A 21,088-nucleotide genomic window follows, 5' to 3' on the forward strand; every position below is an offset into this window, starting at 1 on the left:
TCGAAACAAGAAGCCCCCGCCTCTTCAGGCGGTGGGAGCATTCACGAGCGCTTCATCAATACGAACTTGCCAAGCAAATGGAAAAATTCCGCTTCTTCCATTTTCTACACAGAATGATGGAAGCTTCAAACTTAAACTTAGTTTCCTATGTACCGATTTGTGGCAGTAAAATTACTTGTGATTTTATGTTTTATGATACTTACGACAGTGCTTTACTTCATCTCGGTGTAGAGAAATTAACTGCAAATCAGCACTTCTTTCCTAAGACATTCATGGTTCGTTACCTATCTAGAGCTACTGCTAATAAATACATAGCCCACCAAACACCAGTAGGAATATCGAAATTATCCAAGATACCTCGATTGTAAATTCTATCTTGTCTATAGGAATAGTATATTTAAATGTCCTTCGTGATGACTGTTTTTTGACTTGCACCCAACTCAAGCTTAAGAAAGCGGCGGGGATCAATATTATGGTGAAAGGTAGGAAAGTATATAAAGTTTCTTTGAGTTGTTTGAAGAGCCATTTTGGTATCATTTCGACATGATAAAGCGGATTAAGCCGATGAGTTTTAGACTTATGATTCTTCATGGCAAAAATGAGGCAATAAAACAAATTAATAATAAATTACAGTCATGAAAAATCAACAAGAAGAATGGAACGATAAATGGCAATATTCTAATAAAATATGGTGCGAAATTCAAAAATTATATCGTTTGCAAACGGGTAAAGCATTGCAAAGAATTGAGTTGAAGGATTACGCAATGGCGGTATTTCCTTTGCTTTTACTCTGGTCCTTTGTTGCGACTTTCGGGCTGGCCCGTTTGCGATCCCGCCGGGAAGCGGCAGAATAAGTTTGCACGGGTCAGGTGAAAAACCAAGTTGACAAATCTGCAATGCGTATTATATTCTGTATTCACAATACGAAATACAGTTGCGAATTATCATTACTCTTATCCAGAGAAGGCTGAGGGACAGGCCCTATGAAGCCCGGCAACCTAGCAAGAGAGAGCGGTGCTCTCCCGCGCCAAGGTGCTAACTCCTACAGGTGTGAATATACCTGACAGATGAGAGGCGGGAATCGTTGATTGAAGCCTCTTTCTGTATGAAAGAGGCTTTTTTGGTGCGCTTCTGCGGCTGCTTCTTTGGGCAACAAGAAAAAGGGGGAAACACAGTGAAAAAGCGGTTTGGGATTGCGTTAGCGATGACATTGGCATTGTCCGTTGTCCTGGCGGGATGCGGAGCAGGCGGCAGCAGCAGCGGTGCGGGGGGCAGTCAGGCCTCAGGCGAGAAAGCGAAGCGGATTGCGCTCGTGATGCGGCAAAACGTGGGGACTTTCTCGGCCCAGTACATCAATGGCGTCAAAAAGGAAGTGGAGAAAAATGGCGGCGAGCTGACCGTCTTTAATGCCGATGGCGATCTGGCAAAAATGGCTTCCAACCTGGATGCCGCGGTCAACCAGCATTTTGACGGTATTTTGATCGACCATGGTACCGCAGAGGCCCTGCAGCAGGGGGCTGAAAAAGCGGTAAGCAGAAATATTCCGGTTGTCTTGTTTGATACCGAGATCAAGCTTCCGGGCGTACCGGTGGTGGAACAGGATGACAACAAGCTGGCCGAACTGAGCCTGGAGAAGCTGGCTGCCGATACAGGCGGCAAAGGCTCCATCGTAAAAATCTGGGTGGCCGGTTTTGCTCCGATGGAGAAGCGGCAAGTGACGTATGAGGCGTTTTTGAAAAAGTATCCGGATATAAAAGAGATTGCCGCGTTTGGTACGGCATCCAACAATACCGCTTTGGATACGCAGACACAGATGGAAGCGATTTTGAAAAAGTATCCGAATAAAGGCGACATCACAGCCGTGTGGGCCTCCTGGGATGAATTTGCCAAGGGAGCGACACGGGCAATTCAACAGGCTGGACGGACAGAGATCAAGGTGTACTCGATTGATCTGAGCGATGAGGACCTGCAAATGGTTCAGGAGGAGAATTCTCCCTGGGTGGCGACGGCGGCGGTCGATCCGTCTAATATCGGCTTGATTCATGCGCAAACGGTCTTTAAGAAGATCAATGGGGAAGAGGTCCCGGAAAGCGTGAAGCTAAACCCCGTGCTTGTCGACTTTGCGGATTTGCCGAAAGACAAAAAGGTGACGATGGAGGATCTGCCTGGGTACATCAAAGATTGGGGCAAGTAAGACAGGTTTGATCTGTTTGACAATGCCCGTTGATTGCTAGGATCAACGGGCTTCCTCATGAAGGGGGGATAGATGATGGCACATTTGCAGATGAACGGGATCAACAAGCAATTTTCGGGCGTCCCGGCGCTTCGCTCGGTCGATTTCGAGGTACGTGGCGGCGAGGTGCACGCACTGCTCGGCGCTAACGGAGCGGGGAAAAGCACCCTGATGAAAATTCTCACGGGGGCGTACCAGGCGGACGCGGGGACGATTTCGCTGGATGGCGCTGAAGTGGCCATCCACTCGCCGCAGGATGCCAAGGCCCTCGGGATTCAATGCGTCTACCAGGAGGTGGATACGGCGCTCATCCCGTATTTGAGCGTAGCGGAAAATATCCTGTTGGACCAACTGGTACAGACGAAAGCAAAGGGACTGATCAACTGGCAGCGCCTCTATGCAGAAGCGGAAGAAATCCTGCGAAACTTGGGCTTTTCCATCCCGGTGAAAAAGCATGTGGAAGCGTGCAGCCTGTCGGAAAAGCAGCTTATCCTGATAGCCCGGGCCACCGTGCAGAAAGCAAAACTGGTGATCTTTGACGAACCGACGGCCCCGCTGAGCAACAAGGAGAGCGAGCGGCTGTTCCAGATCATTGCCCGACTGAAACAGACAGGGGTAGGGATTATCTATATCTCTCACCGGCTGCCGGAGATTTTCCAGATTTGCGACCGGATTACGGTCATGCGGGACGGCAAGGATGTGGCCGCCACGAAGACCAGCGAGACCAATCTCGACGAAGTCATCTCCCACATGTTAGGAAAGTCCTTTTCCGAAGAGTTCCCCAAAGTGCAGGTGCCGATCGGAGAGCCCCTGCTGGAGGTAACGGGTGCAGCAGGCGGCAAAGTGCGCGGCGCTGATCTGACCGTGCGGGAGGGAGAGATCGTCGGGGTCGTCGGACTGGTCGGCGCCGGGAAGACCGAACTGGCCCGGCTGCTGTTTGGCGCGGATGGGCTGGAAGCGGGCAGTATCACCCTCAAAGGAAGGCAGCTGCAGCTTCGCACGCCAAAAGACGCCGTCGAAGCGGGGATCGTGCTCGTACCGGAGGAGCGGCGCAAGGAAGGAATTTTTGTCGAGGAATCCGTCAAAAACAACCTGTCCGTAGCAGCCCTGGCGAAGTGGTCGCCGCTGGGATTTATCCGCCGGGGAATGGAGTCCGGTCATGCCAGGGACCTGGTGAGCAAACTGGGCGTGAAGACCGCAGATATCGGCCAACTGGTCGGGTTTCTCAGCGGAGGCAACCAGCAAAAAGTGGCGATCGGCAAGTGGCTTGGCACGGAATGTGACATCTTTATGTTCGACGAACCGACCAAAGGAGTCGATATCGGGGCGAAGAGCGACATCTATCGGCTGATCGGCAAGCTCGTCGAACAAAAAAAGGGAGTTCTCTATTTTTCCTGCGAATTTCCGGAAGTGACCGGGATCGCGGACCGGATTCTGGTGATGTTCGAAGGGAAGATCGTCAAAGAGCTGAGCCGCCAGCAAGCTACGCAAGAATTGATCATGTACTACGCAAGCGGAGGTGAATAAGGTGGAGGCAAAGAAAATCAGTTTGTTTGATCTTGTCTATAAATACGGAACAGTCGCCGTGATCGTGATTGTCATGCTGATCTTTAGTCTTACAAACCCCTATTTCTTTACCTATGACAATATTGCGGATATCTTGCGCTCCATCTCGATTGTCACGTTCGTTGCGATCGGAGTTACCTTTTCGTTGATCGTCGGCGGATTTGACCTGTCGGTCGGATCGACCGTCTCCCTGACTACGGTGGTCACCGCTTCGATGATGGTCTGGTATCAGCAAGGGCCGGTTGTCACACTGGTGGTGCCGATTGCGGTCAGTCTGCTGGTGGGACTCATCAATGCACTGCTCGTGGTGAAAATCCGGATTCCCGACTTGTTGGCTACTTTGGCGATGCTGTATATTGTCAATGGCATTCATATGACCTATTCCAAAGGCTACTCCATCTACGCCAATATGCCGATGAGCGACGGGACGACGGCACCGGGAAAATTCCAGCAGTGGTATCTCTGGCTGGGACAGGGTGAGATCTTCTCGATTCCGGTTCCGGTGATTTTAACCTTTTTGCTCGTCGTCATCACGCATATCTATTTGACCTACACCAGACAGGGACGGATGCTGTACATGACGGGCGGCAATCTGGAGGCAGCCCGCTTATCCGGCATTCCCGTGGACCGGTACCGCACGCTGGCTTATGTGCTCTCCGGACTGTTTGCCGGACTGGGCGGCATGCTTCTGGCGGCGCGCATCGGGACCGGGCAGGTGAGCAGCGGCGGTTCCATGTTGATGGACGCGGTCGCGGCCGCCTTCGTCGGCTTCTCCGTGTTTGGCGCAGGGAAGCCAAACGTATTCGGAACCTTCGTCGGAGCCATCCTGATCGGGGTATTGCTGAACGGGATGACCATGCTGAACCTGCCTTATTACGCTTACGATATTATCAAAGGGGTCGTTTTGGCGCTGGCCTTGGCTGTTACCTACTACCAGCTGCGCCGGAAGAGAAAGGCATAGGGAGCTTCGCTTTTGCACCGCATGAGAGCGGTGCTTTTTTATTGGTTTGAAACTCTCTTTTTCATCCCATGCTATTTAAGAGTACACGAGTGATGTGAGGGGGTGCAGCCATGAATCCGTTTTGCCCATCTATCTGGCCGGAGGATAAGCCGCCGGCAGGTGTCGAAAACTGCATGGATTGCGGGCTCTTTCAGCACGGCTCCCGCATGATCTTGGGCGAAGGGAATCCGCAGGCCGCGGTTATGGTCGTGCTGGACAACCCGGGAGCAAGAGAAGATCGTCAGGGAAATCCCTTTGTCTGCGGAACCAGGGAAACGCTGCAAAAGGCGGTACATGCGGCCGGGCTGGGCGAAGAGGACATCTACGTCACCTATATATTTTGAAACGCCGTCCGACCAGGGCTTACGATAAGGAGCGGGCGAGAGCGGCGTGCATGCAGCATTTGCTTGCCCAGCTTGAGAGTAAGCGGCCCCGGCTCGTCTTTTGTTTGGGAAATGTAGCTCTGCAGGCCTTTTTTGCCAATAAAGAGGCAGAAGTGAAAACCTATCGGCAAGCGTGGCACACACCCAGGGGGGTAAAGACGGCCGTCTCCTACCATCCCTTGGCTGTGCGCAGACGTCCCAATCTCTGGCCGTATTTTTTGGAGGACTGGAAGTTTCTGCTGTCGGCTTACGGGTCACAATTGATTTGACACATAGTACAAACGAAATTATAATACTAAGTATTGTGTAAAAGTAAGGAATGACCGGATATTATAGGATAACCACAAAAAGGAGGGGAGAACGATGAACCATACGAAGCCAGCCTATCAAGTGATTTATGATGCGATTCAAGAGAAAATTGTTGCAGCGACCTATCCCGTCGGCAGTCTTCTGCCATCCGAAATGGAATTGGAAAAAATGTTTAAAGTGAGCCGGACCCCCGTCAGACAAGCGTTAAAGCAGCTGGAAAACGACGGCTATATATATCGGGTGCAAGGAAAAGGCTCGTTCGTGGCCAATCGGAAGCCGAAAGAGAGCTGGACCCTTATGTCCGGTTTCCGCAACCAGTACATGACCGAGTGGGAAAAAATCTCCGCCCGCACGATCGAACAGAAGAAAGTGGTGAATCCTCTCTTTTCCAGCCGTCTGGGTGTGGGAGAACACGAAGAGCTTATCTATCTTTCCCGGATTCGTTACTTGAACGGCAAACCGATTATTTACATGGAACACTACATCCGGCCGATCGTTCCCCTGGAGGTTTTTGAAGAGAATGACACGTTTTCTTCGGTGCAGCAGTTGTTGAAAGAAAAGGCAAACATCGATTATACTGAGGTTGAGGACGAGATTGAAGCCGTCATAGCCGACCCGTATATCGCAGGAGCCCTGCAGCTTCCCAGCACCTCCGCCCTGTTGAAGGGAACGAGGATTTCTTACATGGAAAACAAGACGCCGATCGAAGTAAACGTGTTTTATATTAATACAGATACTTGGAAATACTTTGCTTATTATAAATACGAATAACCCGTTACAAGCAAAAGACCCGAGTGATGCCCTTTCAGTGGACAGGGAGGATCTTTCCCGACAGTCCAAAGGTAAGGGTTTTTTTGCGTTCCGCGAAAAAAATTGGCCGGACGTAGATGTGGAACGATAACAATGAATACTTAGTATTATATCTCGTTGACAAGTATTGATACCATGGTTTATTATCTAACTATTAAGTAAGGATTAAAAACTTTAAACTCTCTTTATCTTGGGAATGGGGGGGAAGAACAAAGCGATACACATGAATGGCTAAACATGGTTTGATTTTACAAATTATCAAAAAAGGGGGAATTATAATGAAAAGAATCAAAAATTTCACGATTCTATCTGTTGTTGCGCTTCTCACTCTTGCTCTTGCCGGATGTGGTTCCAGCGGGAAACAAGCAGGTTCATCCGAAGTCACGAAGGTATCTGTAGCCGCGTTAAATAACTATCCGCCGCTCAGCTTTAAAAAAGATGGACAACTGACTGGATTTGAAAAAGATTTGCTTGATGCGATCGCAAAAGTTGAAAATTTGGAGCCTGAATACAAGGAAATGAAATTTGACGGTTTTCTGCCCGCCTTGCAAGCAAAGCAGGTCGATTTGGCGATATCGGTGCTGATCCGGGAAGATCGCAAACAAGTCGTTGATTTTACCGATCAATACCTGTCTTCCGGTCTCGTGCTGGTCGTCAGAAGCGACAGCCCGATCAACAGTTTTGAAGATTTGAAGGGGCGGACGATCGTCGCGACTCAGGGTTCCACCACGTATGAAACGGCCAAAGAATTGGCGGCAAAATACGGTGCAACCACCAGGCCGTTAAAAGAGACGGATGCTGTCTACCTCGACGTGGAAACGGGGAATGCCGATGCTCTTGTCATGAACTCTCCGACGAACGATTACCGGATGAATCTGGACGGGGATCATCCAAAATTTCGCGTCATCGGTGATTATCTGACCATTGATAAAAGCGCTTTCGCGGTGACCAAAGGGAATCAGGAACTAGTGGACAAGCTAAACGACGGCTTGAAGAAGCTGAGGGAGAATGGCGAGTACGACAAAATCTACAAAACCTGGTTTGGCGAGAAAACCTCTAATTGATTTCGACAGCGCATGGAAGGGCGTGTATGAAGATACGCCCTTATCTACAGGAAAAAGGGAGGTTCCCGGGGTTGGATACATGGAATGTCATCCGTGAAGCATTGCCGTATTTACTGCATGGATTGTATATGACTGTTATCATTTCGATCGTTTCGAATGTCATCGCACTGTTTATCGGGCTTGTCGCCGGGTTCATGCGCATGTCCAGCAACCGTGTGCTCCGGTTCGTCGCTTCCAGTTACGTCAACGTGATTCGGGGCACGCCGCTGTTGATTCAAATCCTGTTCATCTACTTTGGCCTGCCTTCCGTACTGGGCATCAAGCTGTCGGCTTTGACCGCCGGCATTATCGCAGTCAGCTTAAACATCGGCGCGTACATGACGGAGATCTTCCGCGGGGGGATTCAATCGATTGAAAAAGGCCAGATGGAGGCCGGCAGGTCGCTCGGCTTTTCACACGGCCAAACAATGGCTCTGATCATTCTTCCGCAGGCGGTGCGGCGGATGATCCCCGCTTTTGTCAACCAGTTTACCCATGCCATTAAAGATACCTCCATGCTTTCCGTCATTGGAATTGCCGAGTTGACGATGGAAGGGCAATCCATCTACGCGATGAATTTCAGAGCGTTTGAAATCTTGTCCGTGGTAGGGCTGTTCTACTTTGTCACCATTTACGCGGTTTCCTATATTTCTGCCAGGCTGGAAAGGAGGTTTTCGATCTCGTGATTACAGTCAAAAACCTCCACAAGTCTTTTGGAAACCTGGAAGTATTAAAAGGCATCAGCACGCACATCGAGCGTCAAGAAGTCGTTTGCGTAATCGGTTCGTCCGGTTCTGGAAAAAGCACGTTCCTGAGATGTCTGAACCTGCTGGAAGTTCCCACCTCTGGGGAGATCTTTATAGAAGGGGAAAACGTCGTCAGCAAAACGACGAATATAGACAAACTCCGGCAAAAAATGGGGATGGTGTTTCAGCAGTTCAATCTGTTTCCTCATATGACGGTTTTGCAGAACATTCTATTGGCTCCGACGAGGTTAAAAAAGACCTCGAAAGCCGAAGCGGAGATCCAGGCAAGGGATCTGCTTCGCAAAGTCGGCCTGTCGGAAAAAGCGGATGCATACCCGCGGATGCTTTCCGGCGGACAGCAGCAGCGGGTAGCGATCGCCAGGGCACTGGCGATGGAACCGCATGTGATGCTGTTTGACGAGCCGACTTCGGCGCTTGATCCGGAGATGGTGGGCGAAGTGCTGCTGGTGATGAAGCAGCTGGCAAAGGAAGGCATGACGATGGTGATCGTAACCCATGAGATGGGCTTTGCCAGAGAAGTATCAGACCGGGTCATATACGTAGACGGCGGCAAAATCGTCGAAGAGGGAAAGCCGGAAGACGTTTTTACAAACCCGCAGCACGAGAGAACAAAAGCGTTTCTGTCGAAGGTTTTGTGATGTGAGGATAGAGAGGGAGGAGAAGAGCAATGTCAAAAGAAGAAATCATACCTGCGTTTACCAACGAAGCGTTTGCCGATTTTAGCCTTCCTGAGAATCGCAGTGCCATGGAAACAGCTCTAAAAAAGGCAAAAGCAGAGCTTGGGCAAGATTATCCGTTAGTGATTGGCGCAGACAAGATCATGACTGAAGACAAGATCTTGTCGATCAACCCGGGCAATACGGATAAAGTGGTGGGGCGCGTGAGCAAGGCGTCAAAAGAACTGGCGGAAAAAGCGATGCAAACGGCACTGTCGTCGTTTGAGACGTGGAAAAAAGTGCCGCCTCGCGAGCGTGCCGCATATCTGTTCAAGGCAGCGGCGCTGATGCGAGAGCGGAAACATGAATTTTCGGCTGTCATGGTGCTGGAATCGGGGAAAAACTGGGCGGAAGCCGACGCTGATACATGTGAAGCGATTGATTTTATGGAATTTTACGCGCGCGAGATGATACGCCTGAGCCAGATTGACAGAGAGCGTCCACTCGTTCGGATTGCCGGAGAAACCAACAGGCAGGAGTACATTCCGCTTGGCGTGGGTGTCGTGATCCCGCCGTGGAATTTCCCGCTGGCTATTACCGTGGGGATGACGACAGCCGCTGTCGTTTCGGGGAATACAGTACTGCTCAAGCCATCTTCCCTCACACCGGTCATCGCCTACAAATTTGTCGCGCTCATGGAAGAGGCGGGGCTGCCTCAAGGTGTGATCAACTTCATCCCCGGCAGCGGATCAGAGGTGGGCGACTACCTGACCACGCATCCGAAAACGAGATTTATCAGCTTTACCGGCTCCAAAGAGGTGGGGTTGAGAATTAACCGCTTGGCCTCCGAAACGGCAGAGGGCCAAATCTGGATCAAGCGCGTCATCGCCGAGATGGGAGGCAAAGACGGGATCGTGGTCGATGAGACGGCCGACATCGAAGAAGCGGCTGCCGCCATCGTGACGTCAGCTTTTGGATTTCAAGGGCAAAAATGCTCTGCTGGCTCCCGGGCAATCATCGTGGAAGAAGTATACGATCAGGTCGTACAAGCCGTAAAAGAACGGACGGAAAAGCTCGCGATCGGGCTGCCGGAAGAGAATTTCGCTGTCGGACCTGTTTGCGACGAGAAATCCTATGAAAGAATTCTTTCCTATATTGAGGTAGGCAAGCAGGAAGGCAAGCTTTTGACAGGAGGCGGCAAAGCGGCCGGTAACGGGTACTATATCCAGCCGACTGTGTTTGTCGATGTGCCTGGCAAAGCGCGGATTATGCAGGAAGAAATTTTTGGACCGGTATTGGCGATGGCCAAAGCAAAGGACTATCAGGATGCGATTGCGCTGTTTAATGATACCGAGTTCGGCCTGACCGGATCGTTCTTCTCCCGGGATGAAAAACGGATCGCTTATGCGGAAGAGGAGATGCACTGCGGCAACCTGTACATCAACCGTAAATGCACCGGAGCCCTGGTCGGTGTCCATCCGTTTGGCGGATTCAACATGTCGGGAACCGATTCAAAAGCAGGCGGGACCGACTATTTACACCTGTTTACCCAGCCGAAAATTATCGCAAGAAAGACAAAATAACTCCCTTTTTTTACGCAAACTTAGTATACCAAGTATTATCTATTATGGATGATTCATTGGTTTTCGAGAAAAGTGAGGAAAACACCATGAAAAAGACAGTGGTCTTAATCGAACCAACCATTCGTCCGGTAGGGGTCGAGTATTTGCAAAACAACTTCAATGTCGTCTTGGCGTCCAATGGGTCAGAAGAGACGCTGATTGACGCCATTCAGGCGAATCAGGCAAGCGCAGTCATCGTTCGGGTGGAACACATCACGCGAAAGATCATCGAACAGTGCCCGAGCTTGGAAGTGATCGGCATGCACGGGGTAGGGTTGGACACGATTGACGTGCAGGCCGCCACGGAAAACGGGGTCATGGTCCTGAATGCGCCATTCTCCAACTATGTTTCTGTGGCAGAGCACGCCATCATGTCGATCCTGGCGCTTAGCCGCAGCCTGCGGACCAGCGACTTGAAAGTGCGAAGCGGCGAATGGCACTACCGGGAAGTTTATTATCCGATGGAAGTCAACTTCAAGACACTGATGATTGTCGGGATGGGAAAAATCGGGCAGGAGCTCGCTAAAAAGGCAAAGGCATTCAACATGCAGGTTCTCGGGTTTGACCCGTTTGTTTCCGCTTCGGATATGAAGCTGTACGGAGTGACAAAGGTGGACGATCTGGACGCCGCGATCCCGGCGTGTGACTTCATTTCCCTGCACGCTCCTTTGACAAAAGGTACGCACCACTTGTTTTCGGCCAAGCAGTTCGGCCTGATGAAACCGACCGCCTATATCGTCAATCTGGGCAGGGGGCCGCTGATTGATCAAGCTGCTCTCTATGAAGCTTTGAAGAACAACAAGATTGCAGGGGCCGGTTTGGATGTTCTTGAGCAAGAGCCGCCCAATCAGGACGATCCGTTTTTAGCGCTGGACAATGTGATCTTCACCCCGCACTTTGGCGGGGATACGCTTGAAGCAAAGGACAGATGCTCCGAATCGATCACGCTTGAGGTGGGCAAGGCGCTGCGCGGAAACATGCCGTCCAGCCTGGTCAACCCAAAAGTATTGGCGAATGCCCGGGCATTCAAATAGATGCAGCCATTCATTTATAAATAAACAAAAAAGGAGTCGTTTGAGATGAGATATAAAGGAATTATGACGGCTTTGGTAACACCCTTGGATAAAAATGGTTCGGTTGATGAGCAAGGCCTTAAGCGGATCATTCAGGATCAGCTGCAAAACGGAATTCACTCCCTGCTGGTACTGGGAGGAACCGGAGAGTATTGCGCGCTCAGCATGGCACAGAGAAAACAAGTAATCGATATCGCGATGAAAGAAGTAGACGGCAAGGTGCCTGTCGTCGTCGGCCTGCTTTCCCCGGGTCTGGGCGACTGCGTCGAGTTGGGGCTGTACGCGAAACAGGCCGGTGCGGATTCCGTCATGGTCGTGACACCTTATTACGTGAGACCGACCAAGGAAGGATTCATACAGTATTTCAAAAAGCTGGACCAGGCTTTGGACATGCCGATCATGCTGTACAACATACCGTATAAAACCGGAATCGACATGGGCAACGACGTTGTTCAGGCACTGGTCGCCGAAATCCCGAACATCGTCAGCATGAAGGTTTGTTCCCACGACATAGGTGATGTCATCGAGCTCATGAACACCGTTGGCGATAAAATCTCGGTCCTTTGCGGTGAAGACTACCGGGCCGTATCATCCTTCATCCTCGGCGCGCCGGGAGCCATCACGGCAAGCTCCAATTTCCTCCCGGATGTTTGGGTGAAAATCTACGATCTGGTTCAACAGAAACAATACGACGAGGCCGTCAGTCTTCACAAAAAGTTCTTCCCCGCGATGAAAGCCCTCTACAAAGAAGGCAATCCCGGCCCGCTGAAAGCAGCCTTAAACCTGATCAACCTGCCGGTAGGAGACGTCGCGGTCCCACTCGTCAGCCCATCTGAAAGTACGGTAGAGGGACTGAAAATAGTCATCAAAGAATTAAGCATACCGAAGCGATAACTGATCGTATCGTATTACCCGAGATGGAACCAGCAACAAGGGTTCAAGAAAAACTAGCATAAAGTACGAGAAACAGAAAAAAATGGAGCGAACGAAGGCCTTGGCAGCGCCCGCCCAGTCGGAACGGAAAAAAACGGCACACGCTTGTCGACCAAATTCTACGTTGAAATATCCCCAGTTCTTTTTGGTCGACGTGCCGTTTTTTGTAGTGGAGACGGACATCTCCGCTTCCCCGTTGGCGCGCCACGAACTGAGCGAGCCCATTTTTTTCTGTTTCCATCACCAATGTTCACCAAAGCAAAAAAGGACGCGGGAAAACCCCCCCGCGTCTTACCTTTCGCTAAAAGTTAGCCCCGCTGATATTTTTCACTCTTCATCCACAATGATCACGTTCATTTGCTTCTTTCTCAATTGCTCTAAAATATCTTCTGACGTATTGCCATCGGTGATAATCGTCTCGATCTGTTCCACCTTCGCAAAGGAAGCAATCGAGCTTTTTCCGATTTTGGTATGGTCCAGCAATGCCACAACACGCGAGGCAGAACGGATCATCGCCTTTTTCAACTCTACTTCATACACGTTAAAATCCGTCAGCCCATCCTCTAGGGTAAACCCGCTTGCCGAGGTAAACATGGTATCGACGTTAATCTGATCCAGGATGTTGGCCCCGAGCAGCCCTTCCAAAGCAGAACAGCCAATCCGAAGCACACCCCCGATAAGAATCACAGTAATCCCGGGATTATCCTTCAGCTCCATGGCGGTATACAGTCCGTTCGTTACCACGGTAAGGCGAATTTGTTTCTGCTTAAGCGTCCTCGCCAACTCCAGAGCAGTCGAGCTGGCATCAAGCAGAATGCATTGTCCGTCGTGGATCAGTTCAGCCGCCCGATTGCCGATGAGCCTTTTTTCTTCCCGGTTTTTTTGCTCCCGCACAGAAAAGTTGTGCTCAGCCCGCAAGCTGTCATCGATCATCGCCCCGCCGTGGGTGCGGATGACAAGCCCGTCTTCTTCCAGTCTATTGAGATCGGCCCGCAAGGTAGCTTCAGAAACGCTCAGGAGTTGCGAAAGCTCCTTTACGGTTGCGCGTTGCTGTTTTAGCAGAATATCGATAATCTTGTTTTTTCGTTCCGTTGAAAACATTTTTGGCAAACAACTCACCTCAAAAGGGAATAAACCGCAATTATGTCCTTTATGATACTCAACATTCGCAAAACAAGCAACACAAAACAAAAAAGCACAAGCGGATTCGCTAATTAAAATAACGTGGATGTTCTTGTGGGAGCGGAAAAATTAAGAAAATGAACGACGGAAGTCTCAAAAAACAAACGATGGAATTGATTATTTGATAGAAAACGAAAATAAACGAAAATATAAAGTTGACAATTCGAATCAATGTAATAAAATATGAAATACATCCGAAAGGAAATGGGGGAATCTTCTGTGAAAATTGCGATCGGTTCTGACCACCATGGATTTGCCTACAAGGAAGTGATCAAACAGTTTCTGCAAGACCGTCATCACGAAGTAATCGATTACGGCTGCCATTCCTGCGAAGATATCGACTATCCGGGGGTGGCATTCGAGGTAGGCAAAGAGATTGCAGCCGGGAAGGCAGAGCGGGGGATCCTGATCTGTGGAACGGGGATCGGCGTTGCCATCGCTGCCGGTAAAGTTCCTGGGATTCGCGCGGCGCTATGCCACGACACGTATTCAGCCGAGAGGTCGCAAAAGAGCAATAATGCCCAGGTGTTAACGATGGGAGCAAAAGTCATCGGCATTGAGACGGCACTAAAAGTGGTGGAGACATGGGTCAACTCCCGGTTTGAAGGGGGCGGTTCCGGCAGAAAAATCCAGCAGATCATGGACCAGGAGCAGGAGTTTTTAAAAGCCGGACACACCAATGAAACCATCCATTCCCCCAAATGCTAGGTGAACCGGGATGAAGAGTCTGCTGATGGAATTCGTCGCAGTTACAGAGGCTGCGGCACTGGCTTCCTTTTACTGGATAGGGCGCGGCAACAAGCATGAGGCAGATCATGCCGCTACGTCTGCCATGCGGAACAAGCTGAACCAGATTGCGTTTGCGGGGAAGATCGTGATCGGCGAGGGTGAGTTGGATCAGGCTCCGATGCTGTACATCGGTGAAAGGGTGGGCACGGGCACCGGCATTCCATGTGATATTGCTGTAGATCCACTGGAAGGAACCAGCTTGATCGCGAAAGGCCAAAGCAACTCGATTGCCGTACTTGCGGTTGCGGAAGCGGGATCGCTGCTTCACGCTCCCGACATGTATATGGAGAAGATCGCCGTCGGCCCGAGGGCTGCCGGGAAGATCGATATAGAGGCGCCGCTGATCGAAAACATGCAAGCCGTCGCAAAGGCTAACGGAAAGGCACTTCAGGATCTGACAGTAATGGTTCAAGACCGGCCGCGCCATCAAAAAATAATCGACACGGTGCAGGCCGCAGGCGGCAGAGTGCATCTGTTTTCTGATGGCGACGTTACCTTTGCGATCGCTGCTTCACTGGAAGGATCAGGGGTTGATATGTTTGTAGGAATTGGCGGGGCGCCTGAGGGTGTGGTCTCCGCTGTCGCCGTCAAGTGCCTGGGCGGCGAGATGCAGGCCCGGCTGCAGCCGCAAAACGAACAGGAGTATTCCCGGTGTCTGCAGATGGGACTGGCAAAGCCGGAAGAGACATTGACGATGAATCGATTGGTTGGCTCGGATGAGTGTATATTTGCCGCTACTGGCGTGACAGACAGTCTGCTTCTGCGGGGCGTCAGGCAGGGGGCCGGCGCCCGGCAAATCACTCAATCTTTCATGCTTTACGGAAGAGACAAAACCATCCATTATCTTGATTCCGTGCATCCAAAGCGTGGAGATAACATAACGTAACGGCAGCACAGGAGCAGCTTGCCGTTCAAAGATGAGATTGTAGAGAAGACCACGTATTTCAAGACGCGTCATGAAATACGTGACCTGCTTTTTTCTCGGCTGTTTGCTCGGATCCCTGCCTGGAGGGGGCAAGCTTGTGGCGGTTCGGGAATTATGTCCCGGTGATCGTACCGCCGTTTACATGCAGCACCTGTCCTGTCACGTAAGAAGAATCATCCGACGCCAGGTAAATATAGGTCGGCGCCAGTTCAAACGGCTGTCCCGCCCGCTTCATCGGCGTATCGGTGCCGAATGTCCTTACGTAATCGGCCGAGAAGCTGGATACAATCAAAGGGGTCCAGATCGGTCCGGGCGCTACCGCATTGACGCGTATGCCCTGATTCACCAGTTGGAGGGACAGGGAGCGGGTAAAGGATACGATGGCACCTTTTGTCGCCGAATAATCGACCAAGAGGGGAGCTCCGGCGTAAGCCGTCACGGATGCCGTACTGATGATGGAACTGCCTGGCCGCAGATAGGGAAGAGCAGCGTTGGTCATAAAAAAGTGCGGGTAGATATTGGTGCGGAATGTATCGTCCAATTGCGCCGCCGAAATGTTTAAAATGCTCTCCTGCGGAAATTGCACGCCTTGATTCAGGACGAGGATATTCAGCTTGCCGAAATAGTCCAATGTTTGCCGGACCACTTCATAGGAAAATGCTTCATCCCGCAGGTCTCCCATTAACAACAGACAGCGCCCTCCGTATCGTTCGACCATCTGCCTGGTCGCCTCTGCATCTGGCTGTTCGTACAAATACACAATCGCCACATCTGCGCCTTCTTTTGCGAAGCCAATCGCGACGGCGCGGCCAATTCCGCTGTCGCCGCCTGTAATGATGGCCACTTTTCCCGGCAATTTGCCGCTTCCCTTGTAATCGGGATTGTTTGAGATAGGTGGCGGAAACATCAAGTACTCGAGGCCAGGTTGGACGTCCTGATGCTGCGGGGGAAAGGTAATCGGCGTCTGCTCGCACCTGGTTTCGTAACTGTAGTACGGATACATCGGAATCATGATCAACCCTCCAGATTGTAAGTTACATCTGTAGGGTATTCGCCTAGCAAGCAGGACGTTCCATTGCCTTGCCCGCGCTATCTAAAAGCGCAAAGCCCTCGTTTCATTGGCTGAAACTGCAGCCTTTTGTTATCCTCAAGCCTACCGGACTTCCACCTCGAAGTCTTTTAACGCTGCCGGGGCAGGGCCGTCGTCAATTCTGACGATGTAACGGTACTTCCCTTTTGGCGCATGCGAACTGGCTTTTACTTTGATCGAAACGGCTCCCTCTTCGCCCGGCATCAGTTCCAGTGTATCCTTGGGATCTGTGATCACCTTCACCCAATTGTCGTTGTTGTAAGCAAAGTGGTAGTTAATATTGATACGGTACTTTTTGGTGAAGCTGCGGCTGTTGTTTTTGACCGGAAGGGTGCCGATCTCAAGTTCCTCGCCGGCTTGAACAACGTATCCTCCGTTCCCTTGTTGGGCAGTTTCCTGTTCCTGACGGGGGGCTTGGGCGGGCGGACTCGATTGCTGAGCTGCGTGCGTCGTGTCTGCTGTATGTGCAGGGTTGGTTTCTGCCACCGCTTCGTGCGAAGGGTAATTTTGCTGCAGATAGATATACACTTCTTTATCCTCAGGGTTATGATCCACTTTTACATTCGTATATCCCGTCGGGGAGTTGTAAAAGACCACATCTCCCGAATCAACCGTTTTCGGCAAATCCAGCAGCCAGTCTTCAGTCAGGATTTCATCCTTGCCGCGGTAGGCGATAAAGTCGATGGCATTCGTGTCCTCCGCGAAGTAGATGGAAAGATTTCCGTATTGGTAAACCAGATATCTTGCCTCCCCATCTTCGTAACCTTCCAGATCGGGATTGCCCAAAAGAGCCTTCACCTCGTCTGCTCGCAAGCCAAAAGAAATCTCTTTTACTGTCCCGTTCATACGATACCGGGCCGCGTATTCTCCCTCTTTTAAAACAGCGTAGAAACCTTGAGGGTCCTGCACTGCTTGTTCGTCTCTGCTTTGCTCAGGCAGGGGAGCAGATGGAGGGTTTGCTTCAACTGCCATTTGACTGTGTGACTGGGGCGGTTTTTTAGCCAGGCCCGCCAGGCCGTATCGGTCAAACAGGAAGACAGCGGCTGCGCCTAACCCGAGTACACATCCAACGACTGCGATAAATTTTCCAAGTTCATTTGACTTTTTCAATGGTTCCTCTCCATCCCAACCCATTTTTAAGATTCATGCAATACCGACCAAGGAGACGTTTGGCGACAGGTCTCCAAAGAAGATATCGGATACAATGGTCCGCTCGATGAGGGGTTATTTGGTTTGGAGCCTGATTTGGCAAGAGGGTAAGTATTGTCGACACAGGAGGAGCTTACGTCAGCAAAAATAGCAATCGGTAAGAAATCACGTTCCCCGCAGTTTGCTATAATCAAATTACGAAATACGAATAGTTGAGGTGAGAGGTTATGGCAACCACGGCGGACAATATTTTTGTGAACTTGCCGGTCAAAGATCTGAAGAAGACGATGGATTTTTTCTCCCAGGTAGGTTTTGCATTCAATGCCCAATTTACCGATGAAAAAGCAGCGTGTATGGTGATCAATGAGAATATTTATGCGATGCTGCTGGTCGAAGAATTTTTTCAAACCTTTATCAAAAAGGAGATTGCCGATGCGACCAGAAGCACGGAGGTAATCGTAGCGCTATCCGCCAAAAGCAGAGAAGAAGTTGATCAGATTGCAGACAGGGCGCTTGCGGCAGGCGGATCGTTTGCAAGTGAGCCGGTGGATCACGGGTTCATGTATTCCAGGAGTTTTCAGGATGTAGACGGTCATATTTGGGAGATTATGTACATGGATCAAAGCGTAATCGAGCAAGGCTGAGAACGATCATCATAAGAAGGAAGAGCAGGTGCCTTGGCGACCTGCTCTTCCTGTTGTGAAAAGGTATTCCACAGTCTGTATCGAATGGTAGTGGGACGACGACGTTTTGCCGAGGAGGAAATCACTGGGCCTGCGTAGATAGCAGAATACAAGGGAAAGAAGCCCTGGCTGAGGTGAATGAGAGCATTGCATGCAGAGGCGCTAAAAAGGACCGACGAAACTGTCGGTCCTTTAGGCTCAACATCCTTTTTCTGTTCCCTCGGTGAAAATTTGGAAAGTGACTCCGAACTTGTCAGTGACGATGCCGTAAGCAGGGCTGAAAAACGTTTCCTGGAGCGGCATGCCCACTTGGCCGCCGTCCTGCAAGGCTTCAAAGAATTGCTTCGATTTTTCCTTATCGTCCGTTGAGATGCAGATGGTGACCTGGTTTCCCGATTGATGGGGCTGACCCGGGAAGGTGTCAGAAAACATCAGGTCGGTTTCCCCAACCTTTACCATCGCGTGTGAGATTCGTTCTTTTACGTCTTCCGACGGCAGGCTTCCTGCATCTTCCGGCATCTCTCCGAACGTTTGGCTGAAGAGAACTTGGGCACCCAGTGCTTTCTCGTAAAATTGGATCGCTTCCCTGGCATTTCCGTCCATCACCAGATAGGGGATCAAGCGCAGTGTCATCACAATCAGCTCCTTGTTCAACATGATTATAATAGTGTTTCTCAAAACGTATGCCTACATCCCATTGTAGCAAAAAGTCGCGTGAAAAGTTTTCTTATGGATTGCTATGTTTCAATTAACGGTTTTTCTTAACGCAAAAAGTTGTATGGTACATGGTATACATGTAAAATAAAGGGTAACAAAAATCGGGCAGGGGGGGAAGGAATTGGAACTTTCCGTCACTACTGAAAGCATTCACGCGCAGGTTACCAATCTCTTGCGCAAGGCAATTGTTTCCGGAGAATTCGCTTTAGGCGAGAAGCTCTCGGAAACAGCTCTGTCACAACGGCTTGGAGTCAGCAGGACTCCTGTCCGCGAGGCGCTGAAACAATTGCAGCAGGAGGGGTTAGTGGAAATCATTCCACGGGTAGGCACCTGTGTCGCTAAACCGACAGAACAGGAAATATCGGAGCTTTTCACCCTAAAAGAAGTGCTGGAAGGGCTTGCTGCCGGACAGATGGCGAAAAGAGGCGGCATTGCGGAGCTTGGTGAACTAATCGGTGCGATGAACGACATGGAAGTATCGGTGAAGAGCGGAAATGTCGATGCTTACGTGGATGCCAATGACCGCTTTCATGCCGCCATTATAAAAGGGTCGGGAAACGGCAAGCTGCAGTATCATTTCAATTTGTTAATCAATCAGTTGCCTTACCGGCGATTTGTCTACCTCACATTGGACCAGCCAAACCGCCTGGAAAAATCCGTGGAGGAGCATAGGCAGATTGTGCAAGCCATAAAATCTCAGGATGATCAATTGGCGGAACGGATGATGAGAGAACATGTGCGGGCAAGCGGCGAAAAACTGATGCAGATCATGAAGAGTGAACTGTTTAGTCATCAATAATAGATGGAATATCCAGGCCTATCCTGTAAGGGGATAGGCCCTTGTCTTCTCCTGCCCCTACCCCGGTCTTTTCCGCGGCATGATGGTGTAGCTGAAGCTGATCACAAAATCGATCAGCAGTACGATTGACCATCCGCCCGCCATCTTCTGCAGCTTGTCTGTTTGCTCAGGATTGCCGACTATGGCAATGATACCGAACAGCAAGGCAACCCCGATCGCCCACGCGAGCAGATGCCGGTACCAGCCCATTCGCTCCCGCTTAGCATGCTCCGGTCCGTATTTGGCTGTCCGCTCGGGCTTCGCTCCTTTGGCGAACCAATAGGCAAAGTACTTATCCATCCACTGAATCATCTGGTGACCAAACGCGACTGTCACCCCGACATAGATAGCTGCCAATCCGTGGAAGAAGTCGGCTGCGGCTCCATTTTTCATATCGGCAACCGTCATGACGATCAGAATCAGGTCGAGAAGCGGCGTGCAGAGCAGCAAAATACCACTCAGTTTCTTCAGATGCAGCACGTATCTGGTGAAAAGTCCGGCGCAAACGAAGACCCAAAAGCCGATTTCACAAGCTAAAATCAGCCAGCCAATCATGTATGGTTCTCCTCTCTCTTTTTTAACACATATGTATTAAATAAAATAACACAACCGTATGAAAAAAACAAATTCGTGATAAAATGAAGACATGCCAAAAATCGTAGACCACGAAAAACAAAGGGAAAAGCTTGCCCAAGCCGCTTGGCGGGTCATTCGCCGGGATGGCATGGAACGCGCCTCTGTCCGCAACATTGCGGCGGAAGCTGGCTTGTCGGTCGGTTCGATGCGCCACTATTTTTCCACGCAATCAGAGCTGCTCGCCTTTTCCATGAAATTGGTGTCGGATAAAGTGAAAGAGCGCGTCAGGAACATTTCCTTAACCGGCAGATTGGTGGAGGACATCCTGAGTCTTTTGTATGAACTGCTCCCGTTGGACGAAGAGCGCAGCGCAGAAATGGAGGTATGGGTAGCTTTTACGGCAAAAGCGCTCGCCGACCCGGCACTGCAGTCGCTGAGCCGTGAAGTTTCGGAGGATATGCGGAGAGGCATCCTGAAGCTTATCCAGTCCCTGATCCGGCATGAACCGGCCTGCAGCGGCCTGAATCCGGAGCTGGAAGCGGAGCGGTTGTACGCGCTCATCGACGGCTTGGCGATACACGGCGTGATGCAGCCGGAGCGGTTGACTCCTGAATGGATCCGTTCCGTTGTGATTCATCACGTACAGTCTCTGTGCCGTTGACGGGGGAGCAGAAGAGTGAGTCG

23 protein-coding genes, 1 pseudogene and 1 riboswitch are annotated in these 21,088 nt (G+C 50.7%); of the genes and pseudogenes, 19 read left to right on the plus strand and 5 right to left on the minus strand.

Annotation, left to right across the window (positions count from 1 at the left end; translation table 11 throughout):
• The 14 genes and pseudogenes from ACI7RC_RS22225 to dapA form a co-directional block, all read left to right on the plus strand.
• Positions 1 to 368 (plus strand): annotated as a pseudogene (locus ACI7RC_RS22225) (PBECR4 domain-containing protein); the annotation flags it as partial.
• Positions 369 to 635: 267 nt separating this feature from the next.
• Positions 636 to 854, plus strand: coding sequence for a hypothetical protein (locus tag ACI7RC_RS22230; RefSeq protein ID WP_408110389.1), 219 nt, complete (start codon positions 636 to 638; stop codon positions 852 to 854).
• A 96-nt stretch (positions 855 to 950) separates the two neighbouring features.
• A riboswitch (SAM riboswitch) is annotated at positions 951 to 1,074 on the plus strand.
• 130 nt (positions 1,075 to 1,204) lie between these two features.
• Positions 1,205 to 2,194, plus strand: coding sequence for a sugar ABC transporter substrate-binding protein (locus ACI7RC_RS22235; RefSeq protein WP_408110441.1), 990 nt, complete (start codon positions 1,205 to 1,207; stop codon positions 2,192 to 2,194).
• A 75-nt stretch (positions 2,195 to 2,269) separates the two neighbouring features.
• Positions 2,270 to 3,760: a sugar ABC transporter ATP-binding protein gene (locus ACI7RC_RS22240; RefSeq protein ID WP_408110390.1), complete on the plus strand. Its 1,491-nt coding sequence runs from the start codon at positions 2,270 to 2,272 to the stop codon at positions 3,758 to 3,760.
• Position 3,761: 1 nt separating this feature from the next.
• Positions 3,762 to 4,760, plus strand: coding sequence for an ABC transporter permease (locus tag ACI7RC_RS22245; protein ID WP_408110391.1), 999 nt, complete (start codon positions 3,762 to 3,764; stop codon positions 4,758 to 4,760).
• A 110-nt stretch (positions 4,761 to 4,870) separates the two neighbouring features.
• A complete protein-coding gene (locus tag ACI7RC_RS22250) occupies positions 4,871 to 5,143 on the plus strand; it encodes a uracil-DNA glycosylase family protein (protein WP_408110392.1) in 273 nt (90 codons plus the stop codon).
• Complete coding sequence (locus ACI7RC_RS22255; protein ID WP_408110393.1) at positions 5,140 to 5,451, plus strand: uracil-DNA glycosylase family protein; 312 nt, start codon at positions 5,140 to 5,142, stop codon at positions 5,449 to 5,451. Before ACI7RC_RS22250 ends, ACI7RC_RS22255 begins: the two co-directional genes overlap by 4 nt.
• Before the next feature lie 94 nt (positions 5,452 to 5,545).
• A complete protein-coding gene (locus ACI7RC_RS22260) occupies positions 5,546 to 6,262 on the plus strand; it encodes a GntR family transcriptional regulator (protein WP_408110394.1) in 717 nt (238 codons plus the stop codon).
• A gap of 317 nt (positions 6,263 to 6,579) precedes the next feature.
• Positions 6,580 to 7,365 (plus strand): transporter substrate-binding domain-containing protein, encoded by a 786-nt coding sequence (locus ACI7RC_RS22265; RefSeq protein WP_408110395.1) that lies wholly within the window; start codon positions 6,580 to 6,582, stop codon positions 7,363 to 7,365.
• A 71-nt stretch (positions 7,366 to 7,436) separates the two neighbouring features.
• Positions 7,437 to 8,090: an amino acid ABC transporter permease gene (locus ACI7RC_RS22270; protein ID WP_408110396.1), complete on the plus strand. Its 654-nt coding sequence runs from the start codon at positions 7,437 to 7,439 to the stop codon at positions 8,088 to 8,090.
• Complete coding sequence (locus tag ACI7RC_RS22275; RefSeq protein WP_408110397.1) at positions 8,087 to 8,809, plus strand: amino acid ABC transporter ATP-binding protein; 723 nt, start codon at positions 8,087 to 8,089, stop codon at positions 8,807 to 8,809. The genes ACI7RC_RS22270 and ACI7RC_RS22275 overlap by 4 nt, the downstream gene beginning before the upstream one ends.
• A 29-nt stretch (positions 8,810 to 8,838) precedes the next feature.
• Positions 8,839 to 10,410: an L-glutamate gamma-semialdehyde dehydrogenase gene (gene pruA / locus ACI7RC_RS22280; protein WP_408110398.1), complete on the plus strand. Its 1,572-nt coding sequence runs from the start codon at positions 8,839 to 8,841 to the stop codon at positions 10,408 to 10,410.
• A gap of 86 nt (positions 10,411 to 10,496) precedes the next feature.
• A complete protein-coding gene (locus ACI7RC_RS22285; RefSeq protein ID WP_408110399.1) occupies positions 10,497 to 11,483 on the plus strand; it encodes a hydroxyacid dehydrogenase in 987 nt (328 codons plus the stop codon).
• A gap of 45 nt (positions 11,484 to 11,528) precedes the next feature.
• On the plus strand, positions 11,529 to 12,416 hold the full coding sequence (dapA, locus tag ACI7RC_RS22290; protein ID WP_408110400.1) for a 4-hydroxy-tetrahydrodipicolinate synthase: 888 nt from the start codon (positions 11,529 to 11,531) through the stop codon (positions 12,414 to 12,416).
• Positions 12,417 to 12,782: 366 nt separating this feature from the next.
• Here the strand turns inward: dapA and ACI7RC_RS22295 are convergent, their stop codons facing one another.
• Positions 12,783 to 13,556 carry a DeoR/GlpR family DNA-binding transcription regulator gene (locus ACI7RC_RS22295; RefSeq protein WP_408110442.1) on the minus strand — a complete coding sequence of 258 codons (774 nt, stop codon included), beginning with the start codon at positions 13,554 to 13,556 and terminating at the stop codon, positions 12,783 to 12,785.
• Between the two features lie 300 nt (positions 13,557 to 13,856).
• On the opposite strand from ACI7RC_RS22295, the gene rpiB reads away from it, so the two are divergent.
• Both rpiB and glpX read left to right on the plus strand, forming a co-directional pair.
• The gene (gene rpiB / locus ACI7RC_RS22300) at positions 13,857 to 14,345 is read left to right on the plus strand and encodes a ribose 5-phosphate isomerase B (RefSeq protein WP_408110401.1); all 489 of its coding nucleotides are present in this window, start codon (positions 13,857 to 13,859) and stop codon (positions 14,343 to 14,345) included.
• Positions 14,346 to 14,355: 10 nt separating this feature from the next.
• On the plus strand, positions 14,356 to 15,312 hold the full coding sequence (gene glpX, locus ACI7RC_RS22305) for a class II fructose-bisphosphatase (protein WP_408110402.1): 957 nt from the start codon (positions 14,356 to 14,358) through the stop codon (positions 15,310 to 15,312).
• A 151-nt stretch (positions 15,313 to 15,463) separates the two neighbouring features.
• On the opposite strand, the gene ACI7RC_RS22310 is transcribed toward glpX, so the two are convergent.
• Complete coding sequence (locus tag ACI7RC_RS22310) at positions 15,464 to 16,363, minus strand: SDR family oxidoreductase (RefSeq protein ID WP_408110403.1); 900 nt, start codon at positions 16,361 to 16,363, stop codon at positions 15,464 to 15,466.
• A gap of 141 nt (positions 16,364 to 16,504) precedes the next feature.
• Positions 16,505 to 17,551 carry a hypothetical protein gene (locus tag ACI7RC_RS22315; RefSeq protein ID WP_408110404.1) on the minus strand — a complete coding sequence of 349 codons (1,047 nt, stop codon included), beginning with the start codon at positions 17,549 to 17,551 and terminating at the stop codon, positions 16,505 to 16,507.
• A 266-nt stretch (positions 17,552 to 17,817) separates the two neighbouring features.
• Here ACI7RC_RS22315 and ACI7RC_RS22320 point away from each other — a divergent pair, with 266 nt between their 5' ends.
• Positions 17,818 to 18,234, plus strand: coding sequence for a VOC family protein (locus ACI7RC_RS22320; RefSeq protein WP_408110405.1), 417 nt, complete (start codon positions 17,818 to 17,820; stop codon positions 18,232 to 18,234).
• Between the two features lie 237 nt (positions 18,235 to 18,471).
• On the opposite strand, the gene ACI7RC_RS22325 is transcribed toward ACI7RC_RS22320, so the two are convergent.
• The gene (locus tag ACI7RC_RS22325; protein ID WP_408110406.1) at positions 18,472 to 18,906 is read right to left on the minus strand and encodes a VOC family protein; all 435 of its coding nucleotides are present in this window, start codon (positions 18,904 to 18,906) and stop codon (positions 18,472 to 18,474) included.
• A 205-nt stretch (positions 18,907 to 19,111) separates the two neighbouring features.
• On the opposite strand from ACI7RC_RS22325, the gene ACI7RC_RS22330 reads away from it, so the two are divergent.
• Positions 19,112 to 19,789, plus strand: coding sequence for a GntR family transcriptional regulator (locus ACI7RC_RS22330; protein ID WP_408110407.1), 678 nt, complete (start codon positions 19,112 to 19,114; stop codon positions 19,787 to 19,789).
• A gap of 57 nt (positions 19,790 to 19,846) precedes the next feature.
• Here the strand turns inward: ACI7RC_RS22330 and ACI7RC_RS22335 are convergent, their stop codons facing one another.
• Positions 19,847 to 20,383, minus strand: coding sequence for a hypothetical protein (locus tag ACI7RC_RS22335; protein WP_408110408.1), 537 nt, complete (start codon positions 20,381 to 20,383; stop codon positions 19,847 to 19,849).
• A gap of 91 nt (positions 20,384 to 20,474) precedes the next feature.
• On the opposite strand from ACI7RC_RS22335, the gene ACI7RC_RS22340 reads away from it, so the two are divergent.
• The gene (locus ACI7RC_RS22340) at positions 20,475 to 21,065 is read left to right on the plus strand and encodes a TetR/AcrR family transcriptional regulator (protein WP_408110409.1); all 591 of its coding nucleotides are present in this window, start codon (positions 20,475 to 20,477) and stop codon (positions 21,063 to 21,065) included.
• Positions 21,066 to 21,088 lie beyond the last annotated feature (23 nt).

The sequence above is a fragment of the Brevibacillus sp. B_LB10_24 genome (assembly GCF_046036945.1).
Lineage (GTDB): Bacteria > Bacillota > Bacilli > Brevibacillales > Brevibacillaceae > Brevibacillus_C.

What these genes read in the sequence shown, in the direction of transcription:
- ACI7RC_RS22230 (WP_408110389.1), top strand. Translation starts at nt 636, where the DNA reads ATGAAAAATCAACAAGAAGAATGGAACGATAAATGGCAATATTCTAAT.
- ACI7RC_RS22235 (WP_408110441.1), top strand. Translation starts at nt 1,205, where the DNA reads ATGACATTGGCATTGTCCGTTGTCCTGGCGGGATGCGGAGCAGGCGGC.
- ACI7RC_RS22240 (WP_408110390.1), top strand. Translation starts at nt 2,270, where the DNA reads ATGGCACATTTGCAGATGAACGGGATCAACAAGCAATTTTCGGGCGTC.
- ACI7RC_RS22250 (WP_408110392.1), top strand. Translation starts at nt 4,871, where the DNA reads ATGAATCCGTTTTGCCCATCTATCTGGCCGGAGGATAAGCCGCCGGCA.
- ACI7RC_RS22260 (WP_408110394.1), top strand. Translation starts at nt 5,546, where the DNA reads ATGAACCATACGAAGCCAGCCTATCAAGTGATTTATGATGCGATTCAA.
- ACI7RC_RS22265 (WP_408110395.1), top strand. Translation starts at nt 6,580, where the DNA reads ATGAAAAGAATCAAAAATTTCACGATTCTATCTGTTGTTGCGCTTCTC.
- pruA (WP_408110398.1), top strand. Translation starts at nt 8,839, where the DNA reads ATGTCAAAAGAAGAAATCATACCTGCGTTTACCAACGAAGCGTTTGCC.
- ACI7RC_RS22285 (WP_408110399.1), top strand. Translation starts at nt 10,497, where the DNA reads ATGAAAAAGACAGTGGTCTTAATCGAACCAACCATTCGTCCGGTAGGG.
- dapA (WP_408110400.1), top strand. Translation starts at nt 11,529, where the DNA reads ATGAGATATAAAGGAATTATGACGGCTTTGGTAACACCCTTGGATAAA.
- ACI7RC_RS22295 (WP_408110442.1), bottom strand. Translation starts at nt 13,556, where the DNA reads ATGTTTTCAACGGAACGAAAAAACAAGATTATCGATATTCTGCTAAAA.
- glpX (WP_408110402.1), top strand. Translation starts at nt 14,356, where the DNA reads ATGAAGAGTCTGCTGATGGAATTCGTCGCAGTTACAGAGGCTGCGGCA.
- ACI7RC_RS22310 (WP_408110403.1), bottom strand. Translation starts at nt 16,363, where the DNA reads ATGATTCCGATGTATCCGTACTACAGTTACGAAACCAGGTGCGAGCAG.
- ACI7RC_RS22320 (WP_408110405.1), top strand. Translation starts at nt 17,818, where the DNA reads ATGGCAACCACGGCGGACAATATTTTTGTGAACTTGCCGGTCAAAGAT.
- ACI7RC_RS22325 (WP_408110406.1), bottom strand. Translation starts at nt 18,906, where the DNA reads ATGACACTGCGCTTGATCCCCTATCTGGTGATGGACGGAAATGCCAGG.
- ACI7RC_RS22335 (WP_408110408.1), bottom strand. Translation starts at nt 20,383, where the DNA reads ATGATTGGCTGGCTGATTTTAGCTTGTGAAATCGGCTTTTGGGTCTTC.
- ACI7RC_RS22340 (WP_408110409.1), top strand. Translation starts at nt 20,475, where the DNA reads ATGCCAAAAATCGTAGACCACGAAAAACAAAGGGAAAAGCTTGCCCAA.